Below are 22,224 nucleotides of genomic sequence, written 5' to 3' on the forward strand. Positions count from 1 at the left end.
TCATATAACTATTAACGCCTTTTTGTCCTTTTTTAATTTCCTTTCCATCAATTGTGCCATTTGTTGAGAATTCAAATTCTTTTCTTCATAGAGTTTATTAACGATGTTATGATAGTCCTCTTCATACCAGGAGGAAGAGATATAAGCGTGTCGTCCTTGGAGCATCACCAGTACTTCTTCACAGGTTTCGAATGTTCTCCATTAAGAGTTCCCATAAGCCATATGCCCAGTTATATAATATAAGAATCTCCTTCTGTAATTAACTGCAATGGCAAATGAGTGGCAATTGGTTTCCCTTGTCCTGTTGTGACAATCGTAACAAAAGAGTTATGTTGAACGAAATCCCAAATCTCATCAAGATTTGTAACCTTAAAATATTTTGGAATATACATAAGAGCCCACCTTTAAAAAGTTATATGATTGTTTTGGTCATGATCAAGTCCGTTTGTTCTTCATCTCCCATATAAAAAGAGTGGGCGCCAGTTTGAACAAACCCTGTTTTCTTATAAAAAGCAATCGCATTTTCATTTTTTTCCCATACGCCAAGCCAGATTTTCTTTTTATTTCGTTCCATCGAAATTTCTATAGCTTTATTTAGCAGATATTTACCAAGCCCGTGTTTTTGAAATTTGTCCTTTATATAAATCCTTTCGACTTCAAGGGATTCATCACCCATTTCTTCAGACTGGGCATCATTGGTATTGACCTTTAAATATCCAGCAACTTCATTATTAAAATAAACAAAATAGAATTGCGAAGAAATATTAGATAATTCTTTTTCTAATTGTTTTAAGTTAAATGCCCTTTCCAAATAGGTATTCATATTTTCGGGTGAATTTTGATGCTTAAATGTCTCATTATATGTTTCATGACTAATTTCTTGAAGTTTACGTGAATCTTCAAGGGTACACATTTTTATATTTATAGCCATTTAAATATATCGCTCCTTTATATAATCAATAATTCCTTTTGTTTCCCCTTTTTACAAATTCCCAGTCTTTTTCTACATTTTTTCTTACTCTTTGAAGAAGATTGAAAATGGTTTCTGCTTCTTTTTCAGACAATCCCTCTAATGCAACGGTATTGGAATAATCATTTTCTTTGTTTATAAATGGATAAACATTTTTCCCTTTCTCTGTTGGAAAGAGTTTCTTGATTTTTTTGTTATATTCATCATCTTTCTTTTCAATAAAGCCATTAATTTCAAGTTTCTTTATAGCACGAGATGCTGTTGTTCGGTCTACTTTTATCATCTCAGCTAACTTTTCTTGAATGATTCCTGGGTTTTCAAATATTCGCACAAGGTACAAATACTGCCCTTTTGTAAGGTCATATTCCTTAAATTCTATATTGCTTATTGAATCTAATGCCCTGGAAATCATTCCAATCTCACGAAGAATTTCCTTCATAATTAACTCCTTAGTACATATTTTTTTGCAACTGCAATAAAAATGGCATACATTAAATTTAATTCATTTTTGTTGCATATGCAACAAAAATGGTAAAGAGGTCGAGTAAAGTGAAATACTTTTAAAATGATCTTTAATCGGTATTATTACTTTTTCTGTTTCCTCTACAATCTGGCCCTTTAACGGAACAACTTTATTGTAAATCAGCAGTTCCTTAATACAATTTTCAATTCAAATATTCCTTTCCTTTTCACTATAACCGCCCATTTAGCGTGGGATAAAGTTTGATCATTCTCTACTTGTGTGCGTCACAGTTGAGCCTGTTTGGGGAAGATCGAAAAATGTAAAAGAGCTTCAAAAATTGTTCTTTAATTATTGCTCATACGTAATCCATTCGTTTACGTATGATTCTTCACAAATTTATAAGCTCCTTAAGCAGGATAATCCTCTTCCGCCTAATCAAGTAAATTTCATTCACAAACATTAAATCCAGCGATTTACTTCTCTAACCTGGTATGCTGTATGATCATGTTGTCTGGAACCAATCCTAAAAAAAGTTGGTTTCTACTATTTGTAGAAATCCAACTAAAGTCATTAATAGATTGCAATGTATTAAGGAATCTGTTCCTCAAAAACCACTAGAGTGTCTTCGTTTCCAGTCGAAATCCTTCGACGACTACATCTTCATCGATTTCAACTAATAGACACCGTTTTCCATTGTAAGTAATATATTTTACATTTTTCAGGTCTTTCGGGCTGACGGATACATCTGCCACCTTCGTATTGATTTTAATGGTTTTAGGTATAATACTGCTTGCTTTGATTTCATGTTTTTCGTCATCTACGACACTCTTGAAGGCATGTTCCACTTTGGCGGTATCCACATTTTCGACGCCGCTTACCTCTAAGATGCGTTCAATGTCTCGATAATCCAACATAGGCGATTCACTTTCTTCATCTTCTTCATTTTCCTGTACCATCTTATCAATTTCCTCATAGACATTAGAAATGACCCTGGAATCCACTTCGTCTCCCATTACAATTTTTAAGATTTGCTCAAAGCTATCCTTATCTTCCATAGCGGTAATAATCTCTTCACAGTTGAGAACTTCTTCTATAAATGAATCGTCTGGTTGATTCACTTTCCCTCCACAATAGAGAATATGATTCACATCTGCCGAATTTTCATTAAAGGCAGGAAACAAAAAACCTGTTAACGGAGTGGTCAAATTAATAATGGGATCCACTGCGTTATTCGATTTGAATTCTTTCTCGATATAATCAAACAACAAGGCTTTTTTCGGCTGATCGGTTTTATTAAGACTGCAAAGGATAAACTCACTGGAATAAACTTTATCGTCCCCTCCTTCTTCGGATTCCGAATCTCGTTTCCCAGCCGCCTTTAGATATTCTCCTCGGATAAATGTCACCACAGTATCAAAATCATAAACAGCATGAGCAAACATCTTCCCAACGATTTTGAGCATGCCTTCTTTCCAATCTTCCGTTGATCCTGCTCGTAATCCTTCGTAGAGGATCATTTGGGTGCTGTCTTCCACATCACGTTTAAATTTCAGCTCAAACAGTTTGGCATCAAGATGACCTGTCAAAACTTTTTTAAAGTTTGCTAAAAACAATTCTTGTGCTTCCTGCTCTAACATTTGAAACGGTTGACTGACTTGATGATAAATCTCACCTGATTCTTTCTTTACATAAACAGTAAAGATTTCACGAATATTCATAGACTGATTGTCTAATTTAAATTGCTTTCGGATATTAGCGATGTCTTTTTTATTCATTTGTTTCATCTCCCATTCCTGATTATAGTGGTCAGTCAAGAAAATAGTAATACTTGATATTTTTTTTAATTTTAATAGCTAAATGAATTTCCGTTTTACTTAACCACTTTTTAAAGGAGAAATAATAAGCAGCGGCTTTTACTGCATCAACCTTAACTCCGAATACAATTTCTTATCATACGGTATTTTAAATGAATGAGTCACAAACACAGTGTTTTCCTCTTTTTCTATTATTTAAATATTACCACAATCCAATCACCAGGAACATCAGTTCTACTCGCAAATGATACCATTACTTAAAACACAAAAAATCGAAACATGAACTCGTTTAAAGACATGCCTATTCAACCTCACTATCATCCCACCTCTGAAGAAGTCGGCTCTCTCGTTCGGAAAAGTCTGTAAAACATAAAATGACGGAGTTTCTCACGCATTATTTAGCACCTGACATGAGTCTGAATCGTTTAAATGATATGGACATATAGCCCACTTTATCAGAAGAAAAGGAAAAATCCCTTTATCGAGGACCTCAATTTTGAATGAACATGGAACAAAAATTACGAAGAAAACCAGCATGAATAGTTCGAATTTCTCTATCGTGTTTCGTTTTCGAAGCTTAATGGTGACATTTGCTTTATTGATGCTCGTTCGGGTGGAAAGATTACAGAAAAAATTCGAATGATGTGTTAAAAGAATGATTCGCTATCCCTTATTCTTAGATTCAAATTGAATGATAACCAGAGACTAAAGGTTTTATCGTTGAGCCACAAAAAAAGCATAGAGAAAAATCTCTACACCTTTTATTGGTTAAAACTTAATTTTTATTATTTGAGAGTCATGTATTTTATTTTCACCTTTATCGAATACATCGCTTGTTGTTAGTTCAATCCATTCAAGGTCTTTTGACGAGTCAATAATAAAACCTAGATTTCCCTTTTTTGTCGTATTTCCTTCTATTTCACCGTTTAATTCTTCTAGATAGATGTCTTTCTCCCAATCTAATTTCTTGCCTAAGCTAGTTTCAATCATAGCGATTGGTGCGAAGTTTACTTTTTCATCAGAAGTGTTTTCGATTTCGACAAATACTTTTACGAAGTCAAATTCCTCATCATGTGTCAACACATGAAAATAATCAATAAGACTATAATCTGGTCTTAAATGGATAAGTTTCATATCTTTCACACTTAGTCGGATTGGACCAATTTCGTAAGTTTCATTGACGGGATTGATTGCTTTTAAAGTTGCTTCACCTTTTTCATCGGAAACGGATTGGCCAACTTCAAGTAATGTTCGGTCATCTGTTACCTGTGGGTTTGAAACGTAATCATTCAAATATTCATTTTTGGGTTGTTTTTCTTTTTCTGGAGTTTCACTGTTACTTACTTCATTCGAACACCCAAATAAGAATAATAGAGATAAAAGTGTAAGTGGTCCGATACATTTTTTCAAGAGAAACCCTCCAATTAATCCCGGTTCAACTAACCATCAGTGGGGATGAAAAAAACGCTGATGGAAGTTTCACTTTATCATTTAAAAAAAGAAGGGCTGACTTAAAGCTACTTGTCAGCTCCTTCAACGATCTTTGTTATGCTTTTTTGTACAGCCAAACTTATTTATCGTTAATAACTGTTTGTTTTTTTCCCTTTTCTAGAATATCGAAGATAATTTTCGCATTATCCGTGTTATCAATTTGTCCTGCAAATCGTTCAGATGAAGGTCCATAAGCAAATACAGGTACATCTTCACCCGTATGACCACCAGTAGTCCAACCAGTGTTAGAACGCGTGTCAAAGATTTTTTCGATTGCATTATCAATATCGACTTCTTTTTTACTAGCAGCATCTTTCACAGATTGAATTTCCTTAGCCGTTAAATCAAGATCAATATATTTTTTCAGTATTTCTTCTACACCAGCACCATTTGCGATTTGATTCGCCATGAAATCAGGTGTACGTTTTGCTGCTTTAATTGGTTCACCAAACCAGTTGTAAATACCATTTGCACCAATCGAATAACCGCCAGTAGAGTGATCGGCCGTCGCAACAACCAATGTATGCTTATCCTTCTTCGCAAAATCAATTGCTGCTTTAAATGCTTTTTCAAAGTCTTCCATTTCACTCATTGCGCCAACGATATCATTATCATGACCAGCCCAATCAATTTGGCTTCCTTCAATCATTAAGAAAAAACCATCTTTATTTTTATTTAAACGATCAATTGCAGAATTTGTCATTTTTTCTAAAGAAGGAACGTCTTTCGTACGATCAAGCATTTTTGGTAGTCCTCGACCTGCAAATAATCCAAGAACCTGTTTATTTTTGTCTTTTGATAGCTCGTCTGTATTTGTTACATAGCTAAATCCATCTTTTTTGAATTCATCTACAAGATTACGATCTTTGCGAATAAATAGATCTGTTCCCCCTCCAAGAAGAACATCTATCTTATGTTTCCCATTTACTAATTCATCAAAGTAATCATCCGCAATCCCATTCATGTTTTGACGGCTAGGATCATGCGAACCAAATGCTGCTGGAGTAGCATGAGTAATTTCTGATGTAGCAACTAGTCCAGTCGCTTTCCCTCTTTCTTTTGCAGCTTCAAGAACCGTTTTCACTTCAGTTTTATCATTATCTACTGCTATAGCATTGTTATATGTTTTAATACCAGCTGACATAGCTGTTGCAGCAGAAGCTGAGTCCGTTACATTTTGCTCTGGATCTTCTGGATATGTCATTTGTTGACCAACAAGATATTTATCAAGCTCCGTACGATCAACAAATTTTGAATTAGGACTGTCCTTCAAATAACGATAAGCAGATGTATACGAAACGCCCATCCCATCACCAATAAGGAAGATAACATTTTTAATTTCAGCATTGTTCTTCTTTGTTTCTTTTGCTTCAGCATTAGAAAAGGGGATTCCTAAACTACTAAAAGCAACAGTGGACATAACGGCTAAAGGGAGTAGCTTCTTCTTAAAATTTTTACTAAACAAGGGATCATTCCTCCTGATTTTATGTTATAAGCGTATTGTAAATTAATAACCTTAATTCCTTATCATAGGTTTGTAATGATATTGTAAATCCCACTAATTGAGTAAATGGATCCAAATTAAGGGGAATTTTTTACTGTGACTAATACGAAAACGAGACATTATACCTACAAAAAAAACACTTTATTTATTTAACAATATCTAGTTTTTGAGAAGTGGTAGTACATTATGAATAGATTTTACTTTAAAAGGATTTACACAAATTTACGTAATAGTTATTCTCTTTACAAAAAAGGACAAAAAAAACTGCTCGGGGCACCAAAATCTGTTCATCTTTTATATCTTACTCTACTTTTACTTTATAGAATTAAGAGGGAACTCCATATATTTTACATTTAAACTGGATATATTTAGTTTAACCATGTCTTTCTATTACCTTATAATAGGATATAAGACTACAGCAGATAGACCATTTAAGATCGGGGGATTAAATGTGAATAAAGAAAGACTCAAGTTACGTGCACTACAAATAGGGAACGTTTCAAATGGCTTCGATCTTGAGATTGAGGATTTTAGAGAAGAGCATCAAGTGGCACTGTTTGTATGGAAATCAATTCACGACGCGGAACAAGGGATATGGATTGAATTAGACGGTGAGGGTCATTTACTCCATTACAATCAATACGAGGCAGTGTTACACCATTTACCTCTACAAGAAGAAGAACTTTTAGAAAAGTCCCTTCAGTTTGTCTCCGAGTATTATCCGGATGCTCTAAAAACGTTTGTCCCGGAAAAAAGTAAAACACTTTCCAATGGAATGCGGTTTTCATCTGTTCAAATGGAGCTTGGATTGCCGCTTGAAATGACTGGATTTTATGTAGATGTGGCATTTAGCGGAGACATTCTTTCATTCCGTTATTATGGTGAAGCTATGGATATTAGGCTACCTGGAGAAATTTTGGACAAGGGATGGGTAAAGCAATCGTTTTTGGCTGAGGTAAAAATGAACCTACTTATAATGAATCTAAGTCCTGACGTATATGAAAATGTCAGTCATTCACCTCTCCTTGTCTATCAACCAAATTCCCCCTTTTACACCCAGACTGCAAATCGATTAGCAAAAAGCAACGTTGAGAATGAAAACGAAGAAGATTACGAAATTAGCTATCTTCCACTTCCTGAAAAGTTACCGGGTTATTCTGATATTTATAAGGCTATTGGATTCGATAAACATACATTAACGAAGCTCCGAGAAGTAGATATAGGGGATGAAATTGTGACCGTATGGCATCCAGCCCGCCCTCTTTCTGTAAACAATGACCTTAGTCTTGACAGCTATTTTCAAAGAAAAACAGAAAATACGTTGAAAATTAGAACCGAGAAACAAACGGGCAAAATATCGGGTTTGTTTAATTTTAGGGATGATAAAGGTCTTCTGTCATTATCGGTCGAAGAATGCAGAACAATCGCTCTAAAATTTCTATACACATTATATCCAAATGCAGATCGGTATTTCCGTATTGCCTCCCAAAATGGAGATGAAGATGAAGAAACGACTCAGTACGGGTTCCATTTTTCCATCTTTCATAAAGGAATTTCAACATATTTTGGTCTCTGCCACATCACTGTCAATAAAACGACAGGGTTCATCACGCATTATTCAGTCCCTGACATTGATGTGAATCGTTTAGAAGAAATGGACGTACAGCCCACGTTGTCTGAAAAAGAGGCAAAGTCCCTTTATCTTGAGGACCTCGATTTTGAATTAACATGGAATAAAAATTACGAAGAAAATCAGCATGAATATCACGAACTCATCTATCGTGTTTCATTTCCAAAGCTTAATGGTGATATTCGCTTTATTAATGCTCATTCGGGTGGAAAGATTACAGCAAAGATTTAATACAAATGCATAGAGAAAGTATCGCTGTTCCTTTTTCTGAGGTTCAAATTGAATGATAAACAGAGGCAGACTAAGTATGTTGATTTTACTTAGCAGACCTCTGTTTTTACGTAGATGCATAATTCTAATTCGAAGCATATGTTTCGATTTTGACGCATATAGTTTGATTTTGAGTCATACCGATTCGACTTACATATTCTGTTCAATTTCTTGAAAAACTCCAAGTGTTGTCCGATATAGATTGTGGGTAGCTGCGATCAACATCTTCGTTTTCACTCCATCCCCAACCGCGTGCAACAGCTTTTCTCGTAGTTCTGCCTTAGTCAAAGGATTTCTAGGACTTCCCTTAGGCGTATCGACCCTCTTTGACAATACTTCTCCGCTTTTAGTCGTCACATCAACAATCGTAAAACGTCCCGCAGGTATCGCATCTTCCGAAATTTTGATGGACGCGTCATTCTCTCGAGTTATTTTCTGAACGGATTCTCTCCACACAGATGGGATCGGCTTGGATTCAAAGGAAGAAAAAGTTAACGGTCTACCTGTCAGAGCAAGCCAGACAATATACTCAATCGAAAATCTTCCTTCCTCTCCAGTCGCAGGATTCTTGTAAATCAAAGCCGCATCTCCATTCGGTGGGAAGCGAATGTGGATCTCCTGAATAGCTTCCTCCGACAATTTATACTTTTCATGCAAAAACACTGCTGCATCCGCGCCGTGCGCGGCCGCTGAACAAAACGGGTACTGTTTAAACCATAATCCTGGCGTGACAATACGCCACGAATCTCCCCAATTCACCGTCACGTCATGCACAACGTTTTCCGTATAAACCTCGAAAAAACCAAGTTTTTCATTTAAAAAATCTGGATTGCTATGCAATCCAGCGCGAATCCAATCAGCGGACTTTACAGCATTCTGTGCGGCAATCCCAACATGAAGCGGCTTCACCACAGTACCAAATTGAATGCGCAAACCGCAAGCCTGAGTTGCGGCTAAACTCATCGTTTCTGCAATCAACCGTGGCGAATACTCTCGTAAGTACGCAATCGCTCCAGCTGCGGCAATTACGCCAAGTGTAGCTGTATTATGCCACCCTTTTGTATAATGATAGGGATTCATCGCTTCACCGAATCGAGCCATAATCTCCACACCAACCACATATGCAGCTAAAAACCTCTCCCCAGATGTATCAGGATCACCTGCTGCAAACAAAGCTGCTAAAACAACAGCACTCGGATGTCCACGTACATCTGAATGGACATCATCATAGTCCAATAAATGAGCTTGTAGGCCATTGAAAAGAGCGGCTTGTGCTCTGGTTGCTTGAATGCCTTTCCCAATTAGCCAGCTCTTCCCGTTTCCACCTTCCTCCAAAATCATTTCTATCAAAAGAGTCGTTTCTTTTTCGTTTTTTGCTTGATAAGATGCTGCAAGAAAATCTATAATGCCTGCTACAGCTGCTTCTCTAACTTCAGCATTTACTAACGGATTAGAATGATAAATCGCTTCTACTAAACTTTCAGTTCTCATCACCAGCACACTTCCTTTGTTACCTCTCAGTTACTTCCATCTCCTCTACCAGCTGTCGTAAAAATCGCTGTGTCCTAGGGTTCGCTGAATGGTCAATCACTTGCTCTGGTGTACCTTGTTCAATGATTTTTCCATCGGCCATAAAAATAACTTTATCTGCAACTTCTTTTGCAAATTGCATTTCATGCGTCACAATAGCCATTGTTGTATCTTGCTTGGCCAATTGCCGGATTACTTGTAACACTTCGCTTACCAATTCTGGGTCAAGCGCTGACGTAGGTTCATCAAATAAAATAGCATGCGGATTCACCGCCAACGCTCGGGCAATACTAACACGTTGTTGTTGTCCGCCAGACAATGTAATCGGGTATTGTTTTGCTTGTTTTTCTAAGCCGACTCGCTTCAATAACTCTTCCCCTATTTTAATAGCATTCTCTTTTTTCATCTTTTTACTGACAATTAATGCTTCAATGACATTCTGCAAAGCTGTCTTATTTTTAAAAAGGTTATAGTGTTGAAATACCATCGCTGTTTGCTGTCTTAATTGGTAGGCGTCTCTTGATTTGTAGTTTAGTGTATCTAATTTCACGTCATTGATTTCAATTGTGCCTCCATTTGGCTCTTCCAATAAGTTCAAACAACGTAAAAGCGTGGATTTCCCAGAACCTGACGGACCAATAATGGCCACAACTTCTCCCGTTTCTATGTCCAAATTAATGTCATTCAACACAAGTACATTGCCAAATTGTTTTTTTAAATTTCTTACTTTTATCATCAGGATCACCTTCTAAGTGGTTTACTAAGCCAAATTTCCAAATATTTTTGTCCCCATGAATAAAGAATAATCAATAACCAATAAACCAAGCCAACTGCCAAATACGTCTCGAAGAAGCGCATAGAAGCGGAAGCGATCATTTTTCCTTCTGCAAATAGCTCTGTTATACCAAGTGTAAAGGCAAGCGATGTTTCTTTAGTTAAGGATATAAACGTGTTCCCTGTTGCTGGTAAAGCGTTTAAAGCTGCTTGTGGTAAAATAATTCGGAAATAAATTTGCGATTTCTTCATCCCAATCGCTAAACCAGCTTCCATTTGCCCTTTTTCTACAGAATTCAATCCAGCTCGAAAAATTTCTGCTAAATAAGAAGATTCTTTCAAACTAAAACCAATAATCGCTGCAGTCATGGCCCCCATCGTAGTCAATGATGGGAATATTTGTGGCAAACCATAATAAATGATAAACAGCTGCACCAATGTAGGCATTCCCCGAAATAAGGAGATGTACAAACTAGCCAAGTGTGAAAGTCCAAAAATATTGCTGTTTCGTATCAACGCAATGACGAGTCCAATCACAATTGCGAAGAACATCGAAACCACTGCCAAAAGCAGAGTAATAGGAATATATTTAATTATTCCAGGTAAAACCTCCAACATATAACTAAGATCAAAGTTCATTACTCTATAAGACCCCCGCTAGGTTTATTCTTTGGTGATATCTTCGCCAAAATACTTCTCGGACAATGTAGCCAGCGTTCCATCTTCTTTTAATTTTTCAATTTCCTTCGTGAATTCTGCTTGTATTTCCTCCCCCTTTTCCGTTTTAGCAAAAGGATATCCCACACTTTCAAATGCAACGGGATCACCAACTAATTTCAAAGGAAGATCATTTTTTTTAATTTCTGCAAGTAAGATTGGACGCGAATTAATATAACCTTCTACACGATTGTTAATTGCATCCTGCATAGCTCCATCACGTGTTTCATAAGTACGAATTTCAATTTCACCTTTTGTGTCATATTTTTGTAAGTTTGCAAGATTGTTCGAACCTAGTACACCTGAAACTGTTTTTCCTTTTAAATCATCTAATGATTTGATCGCTTCATTTTTTGTGCTTGTTACAATTTGTGCCCCATAATAACTATATGGTTCTGTGAAGCTGAATTTCTGTTGACGTTCCTCCGTCATCGCAACAGCATTTGCTACCGTGTCTAGTTTGCCAGAATCTAATTGTCCCATTAAACCACTAAAATCTGTTGTCACCCACTCTACTTTGTATCCAAGGTTCTTAGCGATTAATTCTGTAAGTTCTACGTCAAAACCAGTTAACTTGCCATTATCTTTATACCCATTTGGGAAACTTTGACCGGTTGACCCCACTTTAAGTGTTTTTTCTTGTTTCGCATCCACTTCTGTCGCTTGCTCTTTATCAGAATTTCCACATGCAGCAAGCAACACCACCATAAGTAAAGTCAAAGCAAATAATAATGTCTTTTTCATCGTTTTTCTCCTCTATTTCGTAATTGTTTCATCATGTTTTTCTACCCATGCTTGATATAAATCCGGTTGCAAAATTTTCCGCAAATATATCGTTATATGACCTTTTCCCAAGTCTTTTTGACCAATTTCTACAAACCCATTTTTTTCGTACATTTCTTTAAGCCACGGATGATTATCTGCTGTACCTAGTGTCACCGCCGGAAGTTTCAGCTGTTGCTTTAAAACTTCTTCTTCTAATAATGCCAGTGTTTTCTTTCCTATCCCTTGACGCTTATAATCCGGATTGGTGGCAAACCACCCAATGTGTGGCAATGCAAGTGGACCAGGATTTAATCCCCAAGGAAAGCGAAGCGATATAGTAGAGAGGAACGTTCCATTTTCCTCCAATACATACGCAGTATTTTCTGTTAGATGTTTAACGACTTCCTCTTTCGTTGCTGTTGCTGCCGAGAAATGAATATCCAATTCTCGTATACTCGCATAGGCATCTAGGGTTAAACGTAAAAATTGATCCGCTTCTTCTACTTGTACTTCCCTAAATATTTGGCTCATCGCGGCCTCCTTTACTCCAGTGGCTTACTCTTTTGACCATCATTTTAATTGGATTATCCTACAATGGATAATACCGACTATCACTTAGTTATAAACTGATTTTCTGGTTTAACCAAACCAAGATTCCCTCTTAACGTGGTACTCTCATACTGAGTTCTAAAAATCCCTTTTGATTGCAATTCAGGAACAACCTGTTCAACAAAATCTATTAACGAATCTGGCAAAAGTGCTGGCATAATATTAAAACCGTCCGCAGCTTCTGACATCACCCAACTTTCAATTTTGTCTGCAATTTGTGTTGGTGTACCAATCGCAATATGGTGTCCACGTGACCCCGCAATCCATTGATAAGTCTGACGTAAAGTTAGATTTTCATTTTTCGCTCGTTTGACTATCAAATCATGTTTACTTCGAATACTGTCCACATTGTCCGGCAATGAAATATCAGCAAAAGGTGTATCCAATGGAACACTTGAAAAGTCCACATTTCCAAAATATCTCCCCAAAATCGCCAAGCCCATTTCCGGAATAATTAATTCTTGCAATGCTTCATACTTTTCTTGTGCTTCTTTCTCCGTCTGTCCCACAATCGGGAACAATCCTGGCATAATACTCATACTGCCTTTTTCTCGTCCTAAAGCAATCATTTGACTTTTCAACTCACGATAGAACGAAACAGCGTCCGCTTGATTTTCCTGAGCAGTAAATACAATCTCAGCATGTTTGGCGGCGAGTGCTTGTCCATCACCGGAAGATCCAGCTTGTACAATGACCGGATGCACTTGTGGAGATTGGGAAATATTTAAAGGTCCTTTGACGGAGAAAAATTCACCTTTATGATTGATTTCATGAAACTTACTTTCGTCCAAAAACTGGCCTGACTTTTTATCAATACGTAAAGTGTCTTCTTCCCACGAGTCCCACAATTTCTTAGCTACTTCAACAAATTCAGTCGCTCTTTTATAACGAAGACTGTGCTCTAAATGCTCTGATTTATTGAAGTTCTCTGCCGTTGAACTAAGTGAAGTTGTGACTACATTCCAACCTGCACGGCCTGAGCTAATATGATCCAAAGAAGCAAATTTTCGCGCAACATGAAATGGTTCTTCATAGGTGGTCGATGCAGTTGCAACTAAACCAATATTGGAAGTCTCAGCAGCAAGATAGGATAACAATGTCAACGGCTCAAATCTTGACAAGATATTCGGATGCGAATCTTTTGCAACCGATAAGCTATCTGCTAAAAATAATAAATCAAATAAGCCCTTTTCAGCTGTTTGTGCTAATTCTTTAAAATAGTCTAAGTTCATTGCCGCATTCGGAATGGCATTTGGATGTCTCCATGAAGCAACATGATGCCCTGTTCCAGCCAAAAATACGCCAAGTTTTACGGATTTCTTCTTCATATGCAAATAGCTCCTTCATGTACTAACTATACAGTATTCCGATAAATCTTCCTATACTTACTGTTTTACTATGAATTATCATTATAATAAAACCCACTCCGAATTTGAAGAGGGTTTCCTCTACCTATTATTTGCTTAATTATCCCATCGGTACTTACTTTACCGTCATTAGACACTTTTGTAGCTTTTTTAATATAGAAATATACCTTTAAAGATTAGCATTCCGAACAACAGATTGTCAATTAATAATATTCTAAATAGATAACCTATTCTAAGTAAACAGTTTCCTAGATTCTATTTCTCTACTGAATTTGAAATCAACTAAACGCATTTGCAAAAGTTTTACTTTAATATTTAAGAAAGAGAATGTCCCTTTAGAGACACCCTCTTCTTTCTCTTACCTACTCGCTTTTTGCATCCATTCATACTGATGTAGACGGACTTCAAAAAGCGTAATTGGATCACGGTATTGCTCTGGACGTTCACGCATTTTATCAAGTGCCGCTTGGTTTTCTTTAATTTCATATTCTGATTGTTCAACAGCTGCATGGAGATTGCCTTTTGCGCCGCGGAAAAACATCGTAATATCACGATCAAGTGATTTCTCGAACAATTCAAATTGGGAAAGGAATTTTCGAGCAATCATTTCAGCTACATTATCATAATCCATCGTTTCCAGGTATTTTTTGTAACGCGTATACATCCCTGCTTTGTTTTGCCCAATTGAACCAAATAGTTTACCTGCTCCTTTGAGCAACAATTGGGAAGGAGTATGACGAAGTAGGATATTCACATGGTCTATGCGAACTCCACTTGTCATCCGATCTGCATCACGACTCCAATCATCCAGTACTTTAAAGTCACATTGCAAATCCATGCGATTATCCCGATATAAGACATTAAATCCTTCTGCCATTTCGTTCAACTCATATTGACATTGGGTGAAATCTTGTTTAGATTCCATAATCCAATGTTGAAGAGAATTATAAAATCTTGGCAGTACTCGGCGATTCATATAATCTTGAATTCGGACATTCATTTCGTCATTCAAAGTGAGATGGATTTGGCTGAAATCACTATCTTCCTTCACTAACTCTGAACTTTCACGGAGAAGTTTAGGAATGGTCACTTTCAAATCATTTTTCACTTCTTCTTTAATCAAGCGATAGTTCTTGGAAATAGTTTTTATTTTTTCTTTTTCAAGATCCTTCAGCTGGTTAATTGCACCGTTCACCTTCACAACCATCTCTTCATTCCAAGCAATGGACTCTACTCGTTCGTTTTCCATTTCAACCCTTTTTTCTAAAAGCGATGTTAATGTTTGGCGAATATAGTATAAAAGAGCATCCGTTCTTAGCTGTTCAATAAATATCCCTGTCTGACTTGCCGCGACGAATTCAGATGCGTCCTGCATTTGTTTGCGGCTATTATATTCAGAAGAATAAGCAACAACATTCGATCTAGGGAAGTCCGCCACAATACGCTCAGTCGTTTCATCGAGTATCCGCCTTGCCTCACTTTCGCTAGAAATCTTATCCATCCGATTCATCACAAAATGAATAGACAGATGAGGAGCCCGCTTCTTTATCTGTAACAACATATCACGCTCATAATCTGTAAATGGCGACACCGCATCCAGGACAAATACCATGCTGTCCGCCGTATGACTGATACTTAGAAATTCGGGGCTCATCACTGTATGTCGATCAATAGGAGGTGTATCAATAAGTGTGAGTGAATGATCTTGTAAAAAAGGTGACGGATAGTTCAGCTCTATGAACGCATTCGGTGAAATATCACGTAAATCCAGCAATGGAATTCGCTCTATTTCCGTAACCTCAAGGATGTTAGGCTCATCACTATCCCGAACGATTAAATAGGCAGGTGTTTCTTCTTCACTAAGCTCAGCACCAAGTAAGTTGTTAACGAATGAAGATTTCTCTGATTTCTCAGTTCCTGTAATTAATAGATGTTGAGTCTCTAAGTCCTTTAATACTTCAACGAGCCATTTTGTTTTTTCTCCTGGATCAACATCATGCTTAGTAGACCATTGAATCACATCTTCATAAAGTGTAGAGCTTGCTTGGAACGATGGTTCACTTACTCGAATTTGTGCTAATCGATTTTCTGCATCCCCTACGACTAGTGGATTCATTTGTTCATTAAAGATTTCATTCCATGACAATACAGCTGCTGAGGCAAACATGACTTGGGATGAATCCGCCAACTTCAACCAATTGCTTAGAAGCTCAGGGACGATTGGTTGTAGTTCATGAACTAAGAAATGTCCATCTATTAATTCTAAATAGGTATCTTTAAAAGTATTCGCTAAATCATGCCAAGAATGGGTCTCGTCAATTTCATTCATGTAAAAGAATGTATTAATCGAAGTTAGCCATTCGAAATAGACGTCTTGCTGGCGATATTCCTGCCAAAGTGAGGTTACTAGCTTCTCAAATCGTTTCTGATCGGTTAGTGATAACAATTCCAATACTTGATTGAAATACACAGGTAATAGGTTTTTCGTATACCCAAGGTCTACATATCCTTGAAGAACATCAAACCATTTTAATACACCTGTTCTAAGACTCTCATTAACAACAAGTTCAATTGCACTCTCCCAATCATTTTGACTATCAAAAAATGAACGAGCAAGGTCCGTAACATTCGGATAATCTGGATGAAAGGATACCACGTTTTTAATCGTTCCAGATGCAAGATCAAACCGCTCTTCTTCTATGTAAAGTGTAAACAATTGCAGTGCTACTTCAGCCCTTAAGACCAAGTTCTCTGAAGTAATTGATTTATAGAGTTCTTCAGCTGTAGAATGCATCCCAAGCTCGTAATAGGCATCAGCAACATTCTTCTTCGCCCAAGGCTCAAGTTCTGTCCCAATATTCTCCCATTTAAAGATCGCTGCTTCAAAGTCCTTATAATGAAAATATAATTCTCCTTGTGCATAGCGGATCGTTGACAGTTCAGGAACCTCTTTCTTTTGTTCTTCTAAATACGCCTCTCCCAACAGTTGAATCGGTTCTCCGTCTTTACCATCGTTCACGAATGTCTCATAAAATTTTTTGTGAATTAAAAGAGTTTCCGAAACCATTTTAGTCCCCCGTTACCTCATATTTTATCAATCTCAAATGAGAATTTCTTTATAACTACTAACATACTATTTTAACAAAAATTCACGTATGATAAATTTCTTTCTACTTACAATTGTAGAACAATATTAACCATGTGTGTAAAAAACTTAATAATTCATCCATTAATTTGGTTCAAATCCCATTTTATTACATAATAATGCATTTTGCGAAGAAAAGAATCCTCCCTAAGCAAGATTACGCTTAAATTCATAGCCCCCCTATTTACGAATTTTATAAAAACCCTGAAGCTAAGTGATACGGTGTGGTCAATTATTAGCCGAAACTAAGGATAAGTAGCGTGCACGCCCCCTCCTATTCTAATATTACGATCCAGAAATCAAATTTTCGCGCCAGTATTGAAAAATACATAGCCAAACGTGTGGTATCAATCTTAGACGAGTGTTTCTTTTATTATTGATGCCATACTCCAAATCCAACCTATTTTTTAAGAATAATCTGAATTAAAAGCATACTATTTTATGTATGAACTTACTTTTTGTTATGATACATGTGAATGAAAAAAAGGGAGATGAGTGGAAATGGTGCAACAAGTAAGAATTGGAAAAACAGATTTATATGTAAACCCGATTGGACTTGGGACAAATGCAGTTGGCGGTCACAATATTTACCCTCATTTAAATGAGGAAACAGGAAAAGATGTAATCAGAACTGCTTTTGAAAGCGGGATTAATTTTCTGGATACAGCCTATATTTATGGACCAAAACGTTCTGAAGAATTGATTGGTGAAGTGATTAAAGAAAGAGGAAATCGTTCAGATATTGTGATCGCTACAAAGGGTGCTCATAAATTTGTCGATGGAAAAGTGATTTTTGATAATTCCCCAGCATTCTTAAGAGACGCAGTGGAAAGTAGCTTAGAACGGTTGCAAACGGATTATATTGATTTGTTCTATATTCATTTTCCAGATGAAGCTACACCAAAAGATGAAGCAGTGGGCGCATTAAAAGAGTTAAGAGACCAAGGGAAAATCCGTGCAATTGGCGTTTCTAACTTTTCATTGGAACAATTAATCGAAGCGAATAAAGATGGTTATGTGGATGTATATCAGGGGTGGTATAATCTTTTTAAACGCGAAGCAGAAAAAGACTTACTTCCTTTTACAAAAAAGAATCATATTTCCTTTATTCCTTATTTCCCACTTGCTTCCGGCTTACTTGGTGGGAAATATGATAAAAACACCATTTTTAATGATGGACGAGCCAAAAATCCGCTTTTCCAAGGTGACACATTTATTAGTAACCTTGAAAAGGTCGAACAAGTTCGTGAAATTGCTAACAATAAAGGAGCAGAGGTTGCAGATGTTGTCCTCTCTTGGTATTTGCAGCAACCAGCAATTGATGTGTTGATTCCTGGTGCCAAGAAGCCTGAACAAGTAAGTCGGAATCTCAACACTTTACAAGTTGTGCTGACACCAGATGAAATCGAAAGAATCAGTCGAATTTTTTAATAATGATAATAAGAACGGTTCTCAACGAATGACTTCTCTTCAGGAAGAGATTTTCATAAGTCCTCCTAAATGACACGACTTTCAGCATTTAAAATAATTGATCAAATAACAATCGATTTATGTTTAACGTTGAAAAGATGACTTCAAATCGTTTTGTTGATTCCACTTCATGTAACTCTTGCATACCAAACAAGTTTCCTTTCGTATAATAGACTTAGGGAGTCCCCCTCCATTCTGATATCGTTTAAGTGTCGTTACTAAACATGATAGAGGAATTTGGGGAGGTACTCCTTTTTTTGTACACGGAGACTTTCAGGAAGCAAAGGTTTCATATTATGAAATTCTTTCATCCTTCTTATTATCTGGACCATACTTTCATTGTACTTCTCATTCTTAATTATTCCTTTCTTTTTCTGCGTTTCTACTGGCTCTATTTACTGGATCGCTGACCTTAAATCCAAAGAATTAATCATCCAAAAAATTCAATTACTCACTTAAAAAAACGCTGTTAAGTGAACCGAATCTTAACAACGTTTTATATATCGCGACAAAAGATTTCAATGCAATCCCATTAAAAATAAAAACAGATGCTTCATGAATTTTTTTGAACTTCTCCCTTTATTAAATTTAAGTGTGCGTTTCTCATCTTGTCACAACTATTTCATAATGCTTTTAGTGCAGCAACCTTTTATTCCGTTTATTACTAATCTCATTTTAAAAGTTGAGCTAAATGATCAATGTTCAACTTTGCGCTCACCATCGGATCACCATCAAATTGCTCTTGTTCAACGACAAACCAATTTACGCCATACTCATTGCCTACTTGAAGCAAACCGTCAATATCAAGTGTTCCCGATCCTATTTCACTACTTCGTTTATTACCATTTTCCTCTTTCATATCTTTAATATGAAGAGAAACAACACGATTTCCATATTTCTTAATTATATCTCTTGGATCATAGCCAGCATACGTGGCCCAATAACAGTCTAATTCAACTTTCACAAGGGCGGGGTCCGTATTTCCAAATAACAGATCAAATCCTGTGATCCCATCATAAGTGTCAAATTCAAAATTATGATTATGGTAAGCAAACATCAACCCATTATCCTTACATATTTGACCTATTTTATTAAACTGCTCAGCCGTTCTCTGGTAATCATCGCTCGTGTTTCTTGATTCCTCTGGTAGAAATGGACAAATAATCAGATCATTACCTATGTCAAGATTATAAGAGATAGTTTCTTGGATCTTGTCACCTATCAATACATCCAGTCCTACATGACTTCCTGCTGTACTAATCCTCCTTTCATTCAAAATCCTTTTCAAATCCTTTGCAGGTGTTTTAAAAAAGCCCGCAAATTGAATTCCCTCATACCCCATATCAGAAACTCGACTAACTGTACCTAAAAAGTCTTCTCCTGCCGCTTCACGAACTGAATATAACTGAAGTCCAATTTTCCCCATCGCCATTCTCCTCTGTAAAAATTTTTAGGCATTACAAATCCCCCAAAATACTCGTGACTTGGTGGCCCTGATTCATTGCGTGGCATAGTTTGAGAATCAATTTTAATTATTATTGGTTGGTTAAACTGTCCTAGATAGCTTAATAGCCTTTCCTTTTTCGGCAGATTCATATAAACTGTTGATAATTTTTTGCAGCGCTACCCCTTGTTTTGCATTACTTATCGGTTGATTTCCCGTTAAACAACAATTAACAAAAGATTCCATCTGAATTCCGTGTGCATCCACTTTGGGAAGATATGCTGGAGTAATATCGATAAGTGTATGATGTTTTTCCTGATAAATCTTCAGTGGGAATACATCTGCACCACCTTTATCTCCCATCAAGGATACGGACATTTCTTCACGTTGTTCGATATTTGCAGCAAATGCTGTTTCTAGGATAATTGATGCACCATTTTTAAAGGTAATCATTCCACGTACCATATCCTCTACAGAAAAGTTCTCCCAATCCCATTCGCCTGAGAGGCCTACACCTTTTTTGTTCCCAAGCTTTTGATATGCCACACCAAATACAGTATCTGGCTCTGGATATCCCATTAAGTACAAGGCAGTATCTAACATATGAACACCTATATCGATAAGTGGTCCCCCACCTTGTAATTCCTTGTTGGTAAAAACACCCCAACCGGGAATGCCACGCCTGCGGATCGCATGAACACGAGCAGCATAAATACCACCCAATTCATCCGCATCAATAAACCTTTTTAACGCTTCAACTTCTGGTGTATGACGATAATGCAGACCATATGTTAATATTTTTCCAGCCTGTTGTGCCGTTGCAGCCATTTTCTCCGCTTCTTCAACTGTCATTGCAGGTGGCTTCTCACAAATAACATGACACCCTGCTTTTAGTGCAGCTATTGTCGCTTCTGCATGGAATTTGTTCGGTGTACAGACACTTACTGCATCAAGCTCCACAGTATTTAACATTTCGTCATAGCTCGTAAAGACATTATCAATGTCGAATGTGCTCGCCAACTGTTCTGCGTTCTCTCTTACGACATCAGCAACAGCTACTATTTTCACTTTATCAACGTGCTTCAGATAATTAGGTATGTGTGCAACTCTTGCAATACCACCTGCTCCGATAATCCCAACTCGAAGGACATTGTTCATTTTTCATTCCCCCGTAATTTCTTTTATTTCAATTCGACGACTCTCTTGATCAGACAATGCAGCGGCTTCATTGATTAGAGTCAAATGAATCACATCTTCTTTTGTAATCGTGGGTACCGTTCCATCTTTAATGAACGCTGCCCATTGTTCTAGTGGCATTGGTAAAGACGAGTCGATTTCTTCTGGATGTATCCATTCTCCATCTCCTAGCTGACTACTTTTCAAACGAATGTCTTCATCTTCAATGAGCAGTGTTCCTTCTGTCCCATACAGTTCTAACTGAAACGGACTTCCATTTGATAAAAAGCTAGTCTCAATAACACCAAGCGCACCAGATTCATACTCTACTAAAACAACAGCGTTATCATCCACTCCGAGCTTTTTTGTTTGCTGTAATCGTGCATGTAGAGCCTGTACGGGTCCAGCAAGACGGTTCGTCAAATAAATCGGATGTGCCCCTAGGTCAATCAATGAACCTCCACCACTTTGTTCTTTATCAAAAAATCGTACAGGCAACCACCCCTGTGTTCTCCCATCCGCTACAACCGCTCCATTATGAGCAAGTCGACAACGAATCATCGTCAATCGACCAAGCCAGCCTTTGTCCACTACCTTTTTGGCATATAAATAATAATCTCTCGTTAGCCTTGGTAAAGAAACCATTAGCTTAACTCCTTGTACCTCGACTGCATTAAATATTTCCTCACTGTCTTTGACAGAAAACGCCAATACCTTTTCAGTGAAAATATGTTTTTTATTGTTTGCTGCAGCAAGAATGATTTCCTTATGCAGATTAGTAGGTGTATTGACAACGATCGCATCTATAGATGGATTGGCTAGAACGGATTGTAGATCTGGTTCAAACGGGACGCCAAGCTCCTCCGCCCATTTTCTACCTCGTTCCATATCTTCATCCCACACAACTTGGACAGATAGATGTTCATTCTCCCTGATCTCTCTTTCATAATCATCAGCATGTACATGCCATCTACTTAATAAAGCAACATGAATCATTTTTTTTCCTCCTTAACAAACTCGAAATAAAACCCAAATTAATTCATACGGAAAATGCTTCTGCCTTCTGTACTTTAAGAACCTCTACT

The 22,224-nt window shown here is 37.1% G+C and carries 17 protein-coding genes and 1 pseudogene; 2 read left to right on the top strand and 16 right to left on the bottom strand.

Going from position 1 to position 22,224, the window contains the following annotated elements; all coding sequences use genetic code 11:
* Positions 1–114: 114 nt before the first annotated feature.
* The 6 genes and pseudogenes from ACIQZI_RS16465 to ACIQZI_RS16490 all read right to left on the bottom strand — a co-directional run.
* Positions 115–392, bottom strand: a pseudogene (locus tag ACIQZI_RS16465) (FMN-binding negative transcriptional regulator); the annotation flags it as partial.
* 20 nt (positions 393–412) lie between these two features.
* Positions 413–931, bottom strand: coding sequence for a spermidine/spermine N(1)-acetyltransferase (paiA, locus tag ACIQZI_RS16470; protein ID WP_403074807.1), 519 nt, complete (start codon positions 929–931; stop codon positions 413–415).
* Between the two features lie 25 nt (positions 932–956).
* Positions 957–1,409 (bottom strand): MarR family winged helix-turn-helix transcriptional regulator, encoded by a 453-nt coding sequence (locus ACIQZI_RS16475; RefSeq protein ID WP_403074809.1) that lies wholly within the window; start codon positions 1,407–1,409, stop codon positions 957–959.
* 638 nt (positions 1,410–2,047) lie between these two features.
* Positions 2,048–3,208 (bottom strand): DUF4317 domain-containing protein, encoded by a 1,161-nt coding sequence (locus ACIQZI_RS16480; RefSeq protein WP_403074812.1) that lies wholly within the window; start codon positions 3,206–3,208, stop codon positions 2,048–2,050.
* An 807-nt stretch (positions 3,209–4,015) separates the two neighbouring features.
* A complete protein-coding gene (locus ACIQZI_RS16485) occupies positions 4,016–4,657 on the bottom strand; it encodes a hypothetical protein (protein WP_403074815.1) in 642 nt (213 codons plus the stop codon).
* A 160-nt stretch (positions 4,658–4,817) separates the two neighbouring features.
* The gene (locus ACIQZI_RS16490) at positions 4,818–6,158 is read right to left on the bottom strand and encodes an alkaline phosphatase (protein WP_403075224.1); all 1,341 of its coding nucleotides are present in this window, start codon (positions 6,156–6,158) and stop codon (positions 4,818–4,820) included.
* A gap of 535 nt (positions 6,159–6,693) precedes the next feature.
* Here ACIQZI_RS16490 and ACIQZI_RS16495 point away from each other — a divergent pair.
* Positions 6,694–8,103: a YcdB/YcdC domain-containing protein gene (locus ACIQZI_RS16495; protein ID WP_403074818.1), complete on the top strand. Its 1,410-nt coding sequence runs from the start codon at positions 6,694–6,696 to the stop codon at positions 8,101–8,103.
* A 189-nt stretch (positions 8,104–8,292) separates the two neighbouring features.
* On the opposite strand, the gene ACIQZI_RS16500 is transcribed toward ACIQZI_RS16495, so the two are convergent.
* From ACIQZI_RS16500 to ACIQZI_RS16530, 7 genes are all read right to left on the bottom strand, one after another.
* Complete coding sequence (locus tag ACIQZI_RS16500; protein ID WP_403075227.1) at positions 8,293–9,633, bottom strand: MmgE/PrpD family protein; 1,341 nt, start codon at positions 9,631–9,633, stop codon at positions 8,293–8,295.
* Between the two features lie 19 nt (positions 9,634–9,652).
* Positions 9,653–10,408 carry an amino acid ABC transporter ATP-binding protein gene (locus tag ACIQZI_RS16505; protein ID WP_403074821.1) on the bottom strand — a complete coding sequence of 252 codons (756 nt, stop codon included), beginning with the start codon at positions 10,406–10,408 and terminating at the stop codon, positions 9,653–9,655.
* Positions 10,409–10,413: 5 nt separating this feature from the next.
* A complete protein-coding gene (locus ACIQZI_RS16510; protein WP_403074824.1) occupies positions 10,414–11,085 on the bottom strand; it encodes an amino acid ABC transporter permease in 672 nt (223 codons plus the stop codon).
* Positions 11,086–11,109: 24 nt separating this feature from the next.
* Positions 11,110–11,907 (bottom strand): amino acid ABC transporter substrate-binding protein, encoded by a 798-nt coding sequence (locus ACIQZI_RS16515; RefSeq protein ID WP_403074827.1) that lies wholly within the window; start codon positions 11,905–11,907, stop codon positions 11,110–11,112.
* Between the two features lie 12 nt (positions 11,908–11,919).
* Positions 11,920–12,459, bottom strand: coding sequence for a GNAT family N-acetyltransferase (locus ACIQZI_RS16520; protein WP_062184617.1), 540 nt, complete (start codon positions 12,457–12,459; stop codon positions 11,920–11,922).
* An 80-nt stretch (positions 12,460–12,539) separates the two neighbouring features.
* Complete coding sequence (locus ACIQZI_RS16525) at positions 12,540–13,865, bottom strand: LLM class flavin-dependent oxidoreductase (RefSeq protein WP_403074831.1); 1,326 nt, start codon at positions 13,863–13,865, stop codon at positions 12,540–12,542.
* 397 nt (positions 13,866–14,262) lie between these two features.
* Positions 14,263–16,971: a GTP-binding protein gene (locus ACIQZI_RS16530; RefSeq protein ID WP_403074834.1), complete on the bottom strand. Its 2,709-nt coding sequence runs from the start codon at positions 16,969–16,971 to the stop codon at positions 14,263–14,265.
* 579 nt (positions 16,972–17,550) lie between these two features.
* On the opposite strand from ACIQZI_RS16530, the gene ACIQZI_RS16535 reads away from it, so the two are divergent.
* Entirely contained in the window at positions 17,551–18,480 is a 930-nt protein-coding gene (locus ACIQZI_RS16535) for an aldo/keto reductase (protein ID WP_403074837.1), read from the top strand.
* Positions 18,481–19,189: 709 nt separating this feature from the next.
* Here the strand turns inward: ACIQZI_RS16535 and ACIQZI_RS16540 are convergent.
* The 3 genes from ACIQZI_RS16540 to ACIQZI_RS16550 form a co-directional block, all read right to left on the bottom strand.
* Positions 19,190–19,945, bottom strand: a complete 756-nt coding sequence (locus ACIQZI_RS16540; RefSeq protein WP_403074839.1) for a sugar phosphate isomerase/epimerase family protein — start codon at positions 19,943–19,945, stop codon at positions 19,190–19,192.
* Positions 19,946–20,065: 120 nt separating this feature from the next.
* A complete protein-coding gene (locus ACIQZI_RS16545; protein ID WP_403074842.1) occupies positions 20,066–21,121 on the bottom strand; it encodes a Gfo/Idh/MocA family protein in 1,056 nt (351 codons plus the stop codon).
* A 3-nt stretch (positions 21,122–21,124) separates the two neighbouring features.
* On the bottom strand, positions 21,125–22,135 hold the full coding sequence (locus tag ACIQZI_RS16550; RefSeq protein ID WP_403074844.1) for a Gfo/Idh/MocA family protein: 1,011 nt from the start codon (positions 22,133–22,135) through the stop codon (positions 21,125–21,127).
* Positions 22,136–22,224: the final 89 nt, after the last annotated feature.

The organism is Peribacillus sp. NPDC096379 (assembly GCF_044762875.1).
Taxonomy (GTDB): domain Bacteria; phylum Bacillota; class Bacilli; order Bacillales; family DSM-1321; genus Peribacillus.

What these genes read in the sequence shown, in the direction of transcription:
- paiA (WP_403074807.1), bottom strand. Translation starts at nt 931, where the DNA reads ATGGCTATAAATATAAAAATGTGTACCCTTGAAGATTCACGTAAACTT.
- ACIQZI_RS16475 (WP_403074809.1), bottom strand. Translation starts at nt 1,409, where the DNA reads ATGAAGGAAATTCTTCGTGAGATTGGAATGATTTCCAGGGCATTAGAT.
- ACIQZI_RS16480 (WP_403074812.1), bottom strand. Translation starts at nt 3,208, where the DNA reads ATGAATAAAAAAGACATCGCTAATATCCGAAAGCAATTTAAATTAGAC.
- ACIQZI_RS16490 (WP_403075224.1), bottom strand. Translation starts at nt 6,158, where the DNA reads ATGTCCACTGTTGCTTTTAGTAGTTTAGGAATCCCCTTTTCTAATGCT.
- ACIQZI_RS16500 (WP_403075227.1), bottom strand. Translation starts at nt 9,633, where the DNA reads ATGAGAACTGAAAGTTTAGTAGAAGCGATTTATCATTCTAATCCGTTA.
- ACIQZI_RS16505 (WP_403074821.1), bottom strand. Translation starts at nt 10,408, where the DNA reads ATGATAAAAGTAAGAAATTTAAAAAAACAATTTGGCAATGTACTTGTG.
- ACIQZI_RS16510 (WP_403074824.1), bottom strand. Translation starts at nt 11,085, where the DNA reads ATGAACTTTGATCTTAGTTATATGTTGGAGGTTTTACCTGGAATAATT.
- ACIQZI_RS16515 (WP_403074827.1), bottom strand. Translation starts at nt 11,907, where the DNA reads ATGAAAAAGACATTATTATTTGCTTTGACTTTACTTATGGTGGTGTTG.
- ACIQZI_RS16520 (WP_062184617.1), bottom strand. Translation starts at nt 12,459, where the DNA reads ATGAGCCAAATATTTAGGGAAGTACAAGTAGAAGAAGCGGATCAATTT.
- ACIQZI_RS16525 (WP_403074831.1), bottom strand. Translation starts at nt 13,865, where the DNA reads ATGAAGAAGAAATCCGTAAAACTTGGCGTATTTTTGGCTGGAACAGGG.
- ACIQZI_RS16530 (WP_403074834.1), bottom strand. Translation starts at nt 16,971, where the DNA reads ATGGTTTCGGAAACTCTTTTAATTCACAAAAAATTTTATGAGACATTC.
- ACIQZI_RS16535 (WP_403074837.1), top strand. Translation starts at nt 17,551, where the DNA reads ATGGTGCAACAAGTAAGAATTGGAAAAACAGATTTATATGTAAACCCG.
- ACIQZI_RS16540 (WP_403074839.1), bottom strand. Translation starts at nt 19,945, where the DNA reads ATGGGGAAAATTGGACTTCAGTTATATTCAGTTCGTGAAGCGGCAGGA.
- ACIQZI_RS16545 (WP_403074842.1), bottom strand. Translation starts at nt 21,121, where the DNA reads ATGAACAATGTCCTTCGAGTTGGGATTATCGGAGCAGGTGGTATTGCA.
- ACIQZI_RS16550 (WP_403074844.1), bottom strand. Translation starts at nt 22,135, where the DNA reads ATGATTCATGTTGCTTTATTAAGTAGATGGCATGTACATGCTGATGAT.